The organism is Nocardiopsis sp. TNDT3, assembly GCF_003427465.1.
Lineage (GTDB): Bacteria > Actinomycetota > Actinomycetes > Streptosporangiales > Streptosporangiaceae > Nocardiopsis > Nocardiopsis dassonvillei.
On record NZ_QPFC01000151.1, the window covers coordinates 1 to 8949 of the forward strand.

Consider the following 8949-nt stretch of genomic DNA (forward strand, 5'->3'; position numbering starts at 1 on the left):
CCCCCGCCCCTTCCAGTGGTTCGCGTGATACACACCACTTTTTCTGCGGCCTTTGCCTCGTTTTGGCCTGTCTTCAGAGGGGAGAACTAGGGCCCGTCACGCCCGCTCGGGCGGGCTTTCCGGGCCTCTTGTTATGGAACCGCTGGTCAGAGGGTTGCCCAAGGGAAGGTAACGAAAGGGTCGCGACCGCTCCCGGTGGTGAATTAGTGTTCCCTCAGGCCGGAACGCCCCCGTTAGTCACCACAAGGGTGACGGCGTCCGGTTTCCGTCGCACTCTCGCTCACGAGCAGTCCTTTCCCATGAGCAGAGGCCACCGCAGAACTCCGGCACACCTCCCTCGGCCCCCTTGAGCGCCGCCCGCCGGGATCCCCCTCGCCGCATTCCACGCGTCCTCACCCGGGCGCGTCCTCGGGATGCCCTGCGCTGGTAGACGGGTGTGGGAGAAAGGCAGTCGGTCCCTTGACTCGCAACCCCGAGCCCGGAAGGCGCAGCAGGCGCCGTGTCGCGACGGTCGGCTGCGCCACCCTGGGCGCCGTCGTCCTGTCCTCGGGCGTGGCCTTCGCCGAGCCCACCGCAGAGGAGGCCCGCGAACGCTACGAGCAGCTCCAGGAGGAGCTCTCGGCCCTGAACGAGGCCTACAACCAGGCCGAGGAGGACCACGCGGCCGCCGAGGCGGAACTGGAGGAGGTCGAGGAGCAGCTCGCCAGGGCCCAGGAGGAACTGGAGACCATGTCCGGCACGGTCGCCGGGATCGCCCAGACCGCCTACACCGGGTCCACGCACAGCCTCTTCACGGTCCTGTTCCGCGGCGACCCGGACGCGTCGCTGCAGAACATCGCCGACCTGAACTTCCTGTCCATGGGACAGGACGCCGTCCTGGACGACTACGTCGCCCAGGTGGAGCGCGCCGAGGACCTGCGCGACCAGGCGGCCGAGTCGGAGGCGGACGCCTCCACCGCGCTCTCCGAGGCCGAGACGGCCAAGGAGGAGGGCGAGGCCGCCCTGGACGAGCAGTCCGAGGTCCTGGAGAGCCTGGACGGGCAGGACCCGACCGCCTCCGAGGCCTCCACGGGCGGCGGCGAGGCCGTCGCGGCCTCCGGTGACGTCCAGGCCGTCCTGGACTTCGCCCGCGCCCAGATCGGCAAGCCCTACGTCTGGGGCGGTACCGGTCCCGACGGCTACGACTGCTCGGGCCTGGTCCAGGCGGCGTGGGCCCAGGCGGGGGTCAACCTGCCCCGCACGACCTACGACCAGGTCAACGCCGGCACCCGGATCTCGCGCGACGAGGTCCAGCCCGGGGACCTGCTGTTCTTCTACAGCGAGTCCTCGCCCAGCCACGTGGGGATCTACTCCGGCAACGGCAACATGATCCACGGCTCCAACCCGTCCAAGCCGCTGGAGGAGGTCTCCCTGGCCGCCTACTGGGACAGCGTCTTCACCGTCGCCGTCCGCGTCGGCTAGTGGACCGACCGGAACCGTCACTCGTGTGACGCGAGGGCTCCGGCCCGCGGTGGTCCTGTACTCACAGCCGGTGCCGGAGCTCCAGAAGCGCTGTGGGTACAAGGGTCGCGCCGCACGGGTTCGGCCGACGCATCCTTCTTGCGAGCGGGTCGGGGACGCGGGTTCCGGACGGCGGTGCGCTCCGCGTATTCTGCCGCCCATGGGACCTCTCGTGTTCAGGGTCGCGGCCGCGGTCGCGGTCGTCATCGCCTTCTTCTGGATCCTGTCCGTCGTGGTCGGCCTCCTGGTCTGGCTCCTGATGGTCGCCCTGCTCGCGGGCGTGGTCTACCTCGGCGTCCGGATGCTCAGGGCGCAGAGCGGCCAGGACCGCTGACCGCGCACCTCCTGTCGGGGACGCGCCGCCCGAACCCCTGCGGCGCGTCCCCGCACGTGTGCCCGGTCCGTTCGCCGCGGACCCGTTTCCTGACACATGGGCGAAGGCCTCCGCGGTGGAGCCGAGTGAGGGTATGGTTACTATGTGTCACTGAATAAGCACGTAGGGTCTCATGTTGACGGAGTGTCGCACCGTGGCCGGGTGGAACGCGTCCTCACCCGCGTCTTCCGCAACGACTGGAGTGCGCTGACACCGCCCGACATCGGACGCTGGACCCCCGACCTGCGGGTCAGCGTCGTCATCCCTGCGCGCGGCGGGCAGCGCCGCCTCGACCTCGCCCTGGCCTCCCTGGCCGCGCAGACCTACCCCGAGGACCTGATGGAGGTCGTGGTCGTGGACGACCACTCCTCCCCGGCGCTGCGCCTGCCCGACCTGCGCCCCGCGCACTGCCGCGTCCTGACCGTCCCCGACGGCGGCTGGGGCGCCGGGTACGCCCGCGCCTACGGTGCCCACTCCAGCACCGGCGACGTCCTGCTGTGGATGGACGCCGACATGGTTGTGTGCCGCGAGTTCGTCGAGGCCCAGGCCCGCTGGCACCACGTGCACGCCGAGGCCGTCACGCTCGGCCGGGTCCGCTTCGCCGACACCGGGCCCCAGAGCCCCACCGACGTCCTGGCCCTGGCCCGCACCGACGCCCTGCACGGCGCCCTGGACACCGGCCGCCACCACGCGTGGGTCGAGCGCGTCCTCACCGGGAGCGACGGCCTGCGCGACGCCGACCACCTGGGCTTCCACGCCTACGTCGGCGCGGCGGCGGCCGTGCGCCGCAGCCTGTACGAGGCCGCCGGGGGAGTGGACCCCGACCTCGACCTGGGCCAGGACACCGAGTTCGGCTACCGCCTCTGGCAGGCGGGCGCCGTCCTGCTGCCCGAACCCGCCGCCACCGGCTGGCACGTGGGCCGCGCGGGCACCGCGCGCACCCGGCTGCCCTCCGAACGCTTCCGCACCGAGGTCCTCGCCGAGTTCATGCCGCACCCGCACGCCTACCGCGAGCGGGTACCGGCCCACCGGCGCCGCATCCCGCTCGTGCACGCCGTGGTCGAGGTCTCCGGCGCGCCCTACGACCTGGTCCGCGGCTGTGTGGACCGGCTCCTGGACAGCGCCGAGACCGATCTGGCCCTGACCCTGGTCGCCGACTGGGAGGGCGCCGAGGAGGGAGGGGGAGCGCGCGGGGCGCGGCGGCTGCGGGCGGTGGACGGCCGGGCCCGGCGCGACGTCGGCGGACCCCACCTGGACCTGCGGCTGATCCAGGCCAACTACCTGCGCGAACCCCGGATCTCCTTCGCCACGTCCGCGCCCCGCACCGGTTTCCCCTCACCCTTCCTGCTCCAGGTCCCGGTCTCCTGGGGCCTGGGCCAGGTGGCCCTGTCGCGCCTGCTGGCCAGCGCCGAGCGCGCCCGGGCGGGACTCACCGAACTCTTCCCGGCCGCCTCGCCCACCCGCGACGCCGGGGTGAGGCTGTGGCGCACCCGGGCGCTGGCCCGGGCCCTGCGGGTGCGCGAGGAGGACGAGGACCTGGGCGACGTGGTCGCCGCGCTGCACGGCCGCTACCGGATCCACGCCGGGGAGGAGACGCTGACCGACCTGTCGCTGTACCGCTCGGTGCCGCCGCCCCCGCGCACCGAACCCGAACCGGCGGAGTTGGCCGCACCGTCCCCGCGGGCCGGGACCGAGGAGCGCCCGGCGGGCGAGTGCGGGACGTGGGAGTGCGGGACGGGGGAGGAGCGCACCGGCGCCGCGCGGTCCGGAGGGTGGCTGCGCTCGGGATGGGCGCGGGCCCGCCAGCGGCTGCGCCGCGAGCGCGGCTGACCGCCTCCCGGGGCCCGACCGCGACCGGGCAGATGGGGGAAGACATCGACCCGGAGAGCGGGCGGACCCCGCCGAGCGCCCCCGCATCCCGGGGATGACCGAGGGCGACGCGGCCGGTACTCAAGGTACCCGACGCCGGGTGTGCGACGGGCACGCCGCCTCGGCGACGTGCCCGTGACGTCCGTTCCCGCAGCTCGCGCGGTCCGGGTCCGCCTCGCACGGCCGGACCCCGCCGCTTCAGTGCCGCGCGGTCCCCGACCGCGGACCGGGCCTGGCCCGAGTCCGCCGCGTCACCGCGTCACCGCCGCGACCGCTCAGCCGACGGCGTCGATCGACTCCAGGAGCTTCTCGCGCAGGGCGTCGCTGACCGGGGCCGACCCGGTCTCCTCGGAGGCGGCCGACTGCCCCTCCGGGCTCACCACGTAGCGCAGGAAGGACTTGACCCGCTCGGCCTGGGCGTCGTCGGGGTAGTCCAGGCACACGACCTCGTAGCTGACCAGGACCAGCGGGTAGCTGCCCGCCTCGGTCGTGCCGTAGTCCAGGTCCAGCGCCAGGTCGTACTCGCTGGGGTTGTCCTCGCGCTGCGGGGACTCGGCGACCACCTGTGCGGCGGCCTCGGGGGAGATCTCCACGAACTCGCCGCCGACGCCGATGTCCACCGTGGACATGCCGTGCACGTGCGACATCTCCACGTAGCCGATGGACCCCTCGGCCCGCTCGACCGTGTCGGCGATACCGCTGTTGCCCTGCGCCGACTCGCGCGCGGTGAGCGGCCACTGCCCGCTCGGCTCGTGCGGCCAGGCGTCGGGCGCCGCGGCGCTGAGGTAGTTGGCGAAGTTCTCCGTGGTGCCCGAGTCGTCGGAGCGGTTGACCGGGGTGATCGCCATGTCCGGCAGGTCCGCGTCCGGGTTGTCCTCGGCGATCTCGGGGTCGTTCCAGCGCGTGATCTCCTGGTTGAAGATCTTGGCCAGCGTCTGCGGGCGCAGGTTCAGCGAGTCCACGCCCTCCAGGTTGAACACCACCGCGATCGGGATCACGTAGGCGGGCAGGTTGACCACGTCCGAGCCGCCGCACCGCTCCCTGGCGTCGGCGTTCTCGTCCGGGTCCATCGCCGCGTCGGTCCCGGCGAAGGCCACCGCGCCGTCGATGAACTGGCTGCGCCCGCCGCCCGAACCGATCGAGTTGTAGTAGACGCGCGCGTCGTCGCAGGCGGACTGGTAACCGGCGATCCAGGTCGTCATCGCGTTCTCCTGGGCGCTGGAGCCGGCACCCGACAGGCTGCCGGAGAAGCACTCCAGGCCCTCGGGAACCTCCGGCGCGGCGCTGTCCGGAACGGCCTGGTCGCTGCCGCAGGCGGTCACGGCCAGCAGCAGGCCGGCCAGCGCGGCCGACGCGGCCCCCCTGGAGGCCCCGCTGTGGCGCAGGACGCCGGTCTTGGTGCGCTTGTTGGACGGGAGCACGACTGCTTCTATCCCCTTCGTCGGTGTCGGTGGTCCTGGTCTGCGTTCACCGCCGCGCGTCCCCGAACGGGCGCGTCGTCGCTGGTGATGGAGCACCGCCGAAGAATTTAACCATCGGTGGACCACCACCCCCAAGGCGGCCCCGTGTGGCATGGCGCTCACGCGGACCGGCGTGCATGACACGCGGACGGTACGGGCACGGGTAGATGCGTGATGAGCACGCACGACACGTCCACCGCTCCGACGTCAACCTACCGCCTCCAACTGCGCCCCGGGTTCACCCTGGAGGACGCCGCGGACCTGCTCGACTACCTGGACCGCCTGGGAACCGGGGCGGTCTACCTGTCCCCCATGCTCGCCGCCGCGCCGGGCTCCCAGCACGGCTACGACGTGGTCGACCCCACCCGGGTCTCGCCCGAACTGGGCGGGGACGCCGCCCGCGAGGCCCTGGCCGCCAAGGCGCACGAGCTGGGCCTGGGCGTGGTCGCCGACATCGTCCCCAACCACATGTCCGTGGTGCGCGCCGACGCCAACCGCTGGTGGTGGGACGTCCTCGCCCACGGCCGGGACTCGGTGTACGCGCGCTGCTTCGACATCGACTTCGACGCCGGACCCCTGCTCATCCCCGTGCTGGGCGACGACGGCGACGGCGGACGGGCCGCCCTGGCCGACCTCGTCCTCGCCGACGGCTGCCTGGCCTACCACGACAAGCGCTACCCGCTCGCCCCGGGCACCCACGAACCCGGCGACTCCGTCGAGGCGGTGCACGAGCGTCAGCACTACCGGCTGGTGTCCTGGCGGCGCGGCGACGGCGAGCTCACCTACCGCCGGTTCTTCGACGTCAGCGAGCTGGCCGCCGTGCGGGTGGAGGACACGGGGGTCTTCGACGCCACCCACGCCGAGATCCTGCGCTGGGCCGAGCTCGGCCAGCTCGACGGTCTGCGGGTGGACCACGTGGACGGGCTCACCGACCCCGGCGGCTACCTGCGCCGCCTCGCCGAGCGCTTCGGCGGCTGGGTCGTGGTGGAGAAGATCCTCGCCCCCGGCGAGGACCTGCCGCAGTCCTGGCCGGTCGCCGGGACCACCGGGTACGACGCCCTGCGCGAGCTCTGCGGCGTGTTCGTCGACCCCTCCGGTGAGGCCGATCTCACCACCCTCGCCCTCGACCAGGGGGTGGAGGTGGACGTCGCCCGGGCCGACCTGCGCGCACGCCGCCACGCCGCCACCGAGCTGCTGCGCGCCGAGGTGCGGCGGATCGCCGCCCTGCTGCCGCCCCGGCCGGAACGGGGGCGGGAGACGCCCTCGCCCGAGGCGGTGCGCCGCCGCGAGGAGGCCGTGGCCGAGCTGCTGTGCGCCTTCGACGTGTACCGCTCCTACCTGCCCGAGGGCGAGCGCGACTGGGCCCGGGCTGTGGAGACCGCCATGGGGCACCGCCCCGACCTGGCCCACGACCTGGAGGCCCTCGACATGCGGGTGCGGCGCGACCCCCGGGGCGAGGCCGCGCGGCGCATCCAGCAGACCAGCGGGATGGTCGTGGCCATGGGCACCGAGAACACGGCCTTCTACCGCACCACCAGGTTCGTCGCCCTCAACGAGGTGGGCGGTGACCCCGCCGACTTCGCCGTCACGCCGCGCGAGTTCCACGACGGCGCGGCCCGCCGCGAGGCCGCCCGGCCGCACACCATGACCACCCTGTCCACGCACGACACCAAGCGCTCGGAGGACGTGCGCGCCCGCCTGGCCGCCCTGTCGGAGGTGGCCGAACCCTTCGCCGAGGCCGTGCGCCGCTGGACCGGGCGGTGCGCCCTGCCCGAACCCGCGCTCAACCTCCTGGGGTGGCAGACCCTGGTCGGCGCCTGGCCCATCGGGGAGGAGCGCCTGGCCGACTACCTGCTCAAGGCCGCCCGCGAGGCGCGGCTGGGCACCTCCTGGACCGAGCCGGACCCCGACTTCGAGGACCGCGTCCGCTCCTGGCCAGCGCGTGTGCTGGGCGACAGGGTCCTGCGCGGGGAGGTGGCCTCCGTGGTGGAGTCGGTGCGCGAGGCCGGGTGGAGCAACTCCCTTGGGCAGAAGGCCGTGCAGCTGCTGGGCCCGGGCGTCCCGGACCTGTACCAGGGCACCGAGCTGTGGGACCTGTCCCTGGTGGACCCCGACAACCGCAGGCCCGTGGACCACCAGGCCCGCGCGGACCTGCTGACCCGGATCGAGGACGGCTGGCGCCCGCCGGTGGACGCCACCGGCGCGGCCAAGCTCCACCTGGTCCGCACGTGCCTGCGCGCGCGCCGCGAGCTGCGCCCCCGGGGGTACCTGCCGCTCACCGCCTCCGGCCCGGCCCGGGACCACGCGCTGGCCTTCGCGCGGACCTCGGCCGGAGCCGACCGGCCCGACCTGGCGGTGATCGCCACCCGGCTGCCCGTCGGGCTGGCCGACGCGGGGGGCTGGGCGGACACGGTCGTGGCGCTGCCCTCGGGGCCGGGGACGTGGACCGACCGGCTCACGGGCCGGGCCGTGGTGTCCGACAGCCCCGACGGGCCCACCCTGGCGCACCTGGCCGGGGTCCTCGACCGGTACCCGGTGGCGGTCCTGACACGGGAGTGAGGAGCGCCGTCCTGAGGCGGGCCTCGCCGCACGGCGGCGTGGAGCGATCGGGGAGGCGCGTCGGAGGAGACCGGGGCGTCGCGCCGCTGCGCCCCGGCCCCTTCGGAGCGCGGGTAGGCTTGCCGCGATCATGGCGCGTACCGACACCCCACACACCACCGGCCCCAGGCTGCGCATGCCCGCGGCCGTCGCGGCGGCCCTGGCCTGCCCCTCCTGCGGACGCGGGCTCGACCCGGGCGAGCGCGGGCTCTCCTGCGGCGCGGGGCACAGCTTCAACGTGGCCAGGGAGGGGTACGCGAGCCTGCTCACCGGGGCCACGCCGCCCGGGACCGGCGACAGCCGGGAGATGGTCGCCGACCGCCTCCGGTTCCAGGAGGCCGGACACCACGACCCGATCTCCGCCGCGCTGGCCGCCGCCCTGGCCCGTGAGCTCACCGCGCCCGCCCCGCTGGTCGCCGACATCGGCGGCGGGACCGGGCACCACCTGACCCGGGTGCTGGAGGCCCTGCCCGACGCCGTGGGGCTGACCGCCGACGCCTCCAAGTTCGCCGCACGCAAGGCGGCCAGGGCGCACGAGCGCGGCGGCGCCGTGACCGCCGACGCCTGGCGGGGCCTGCCGCTGCGCGACGGCTCCGCGGACGCCCTGCTCAACGTGTTCGCGCCGCGCAACGCCGCCGAGTTCCACCGCGTCCTGCGCGCCGACGGGGTACTGCTGGTCCTCGTCCCCGCCGCCGACCACCTCGCCGAACTGCGCGGACCGCTGGGCCTGCTGGAGGTGGACCCGCGCAAGGACGAACGCCTCGCCGACTCGCTGCACGGCCACTTCGCCCCCGCCGGGGCCGAGGACCTGCGCTTCACCATGGACCTGGACCACGCCGACGCCGCGACCGTCGTCGGCATGGGGCCCAGCGCCCGCCACATCGACGCCGGGGACCTGCGCGCCCGCATCGCCGCCCTGCCCGAACCCGCGGCCGTCACGGCGTCGGTGCGCCTGCACCTCTACCGCCCGCTCCGCTGAGCGGGGCCCTCCCAGGAGAGTCCTGCCGGGTGCGAGCCCTCCCCGGGGCCGGGGGAGCGGCCGGTCAGGGGACGGTCGGTCGCAGGAGTTCCCTCCGGACCCGCCGTCAGGCGCGCGGCGGCCGAAACGGGCAGGTCCGGGCAACACCGGCAGCCGCGGATGGCGGGCGC

At 74.4% G+C, this 8949-nt stretch carries 6 protein-coding genes; 5 read left to right on the forward strand and 1 reads right to left on the reverse strand.

All coding sequences use genetic code 11. The annotated features are described in order from the left end of the window. The first annotated feature begins 459 nt into the window (after nucleotides 1–459). From DQW06_RS04195 to DQW06_RS04200, 3 genes are all read left to right on the forward strand, one after another. Nucleotides 460–1461: a C40 family peptidase gene (locus DQW06_RS04195; RefSeq protein ID WP_013153302.1), complete on the forward strand. Its 1002-nt coding sequence runs from the start codon at nucleotides 460–462 to the stop codon at nucleotides 1459–1461. Nucleotides 1462–1660: 199 nt separating this feature from the next. After that, on the forward strand, nucleotides 1661–1834 hold the full coding sequence (locus DQW06_RS28835; protein ID WP_041552714.1) for a hypothetical protein: 174 nt from the start codon (nucleotides 1661–1663) through the stop codon (nucleotides 1832–1834). Nucleotides 1835–2035: 201 nt separating this feature from the next. Then, nucleotides 2036–3703 (forward strand): glycosyltransferase family 2 protein, encoded by a 1668-nt coding sequence (locus DQW06_RS04200; protein ID WP_013153300.1) that lies wholly within the window; start codon nucleotides 2036–2038, stop codon nucleotides 3701–3703. A 314-nt stretch (nucleotides 3704–4017) separates the two neighbouring features. Here DQW06_RS04200 and pstS read toward each other — a convergent pair whose 3' ends face one another. After that, nucleotides 4018–5163 (reverse strand): phosphate ABC transporter substrate-binding protein PstS, encoded by a 1146-nt coding sequence (gene pstS / locus DQW06_RS04205; RefSeq protein WP_013153299.1) that lies wholly within the window; start codon nucleotides 5161–5163, stop codon nucleotides 4018–4020. A 213-nt stretch (nucleotides 5164–5376) separates the two neighbouring features. Between pstS and treY the strand changes: the two genes are divergently transcribed. Together treY and DQW06_RS04215 are read left to right on the forward strand one after the other, a co-directional pair. Beyond that, a complete protein-coding gene (gene treY / locus DQW06_RS04210) occupies nucleotides 5377–7761 on the forward strand; it encodes a malto-oligosyltrehalose synthase (RefSeq protein WP_117197992.1) in 2385 nt (794 codons plus the stop codon). Between the two features lie 175 nt (nucleotides 7762–7936). Further along, nucleotides 7937–8779, forward strand: coding sequence for a putative RNA methyltransferase (locus DQW06_RS04215; RefSeq protein WP_071623204.1), 843 nt, complete (start codon nucleotides 7937–7939; stop codon nucleotides 8777–8779). The last annotated feature ends 170 nt before the right edge of the window (nucleotides 8780–8949 follow it).

What these genes read in the sequence shown, in the direction of transcription:
- DQW06_RS28835 (WP_041552714.1), top strand. Translation starts at nt 1,661, where the DNA reads ATGGGACCTCTCGTGTTCAGGGTCGCGGCCGCGGTCGCGGTCGTCATC.
- treY (WP_117197992.1), top strand. Translation starts at nt 5,377, where the DNA reads ATGAGCACGCACGACACGTCCACCGCTCCGACGTCAACCTACCGCCTC.
- DQW06_RS04215 (WP_071623204.1), top strand. Translation starts at nt 7,937, where the DNA reads ATGCCCGCGGCCGTCGCGGCGGCCCTGGCCTGCCCCTCCTGCGGACGC.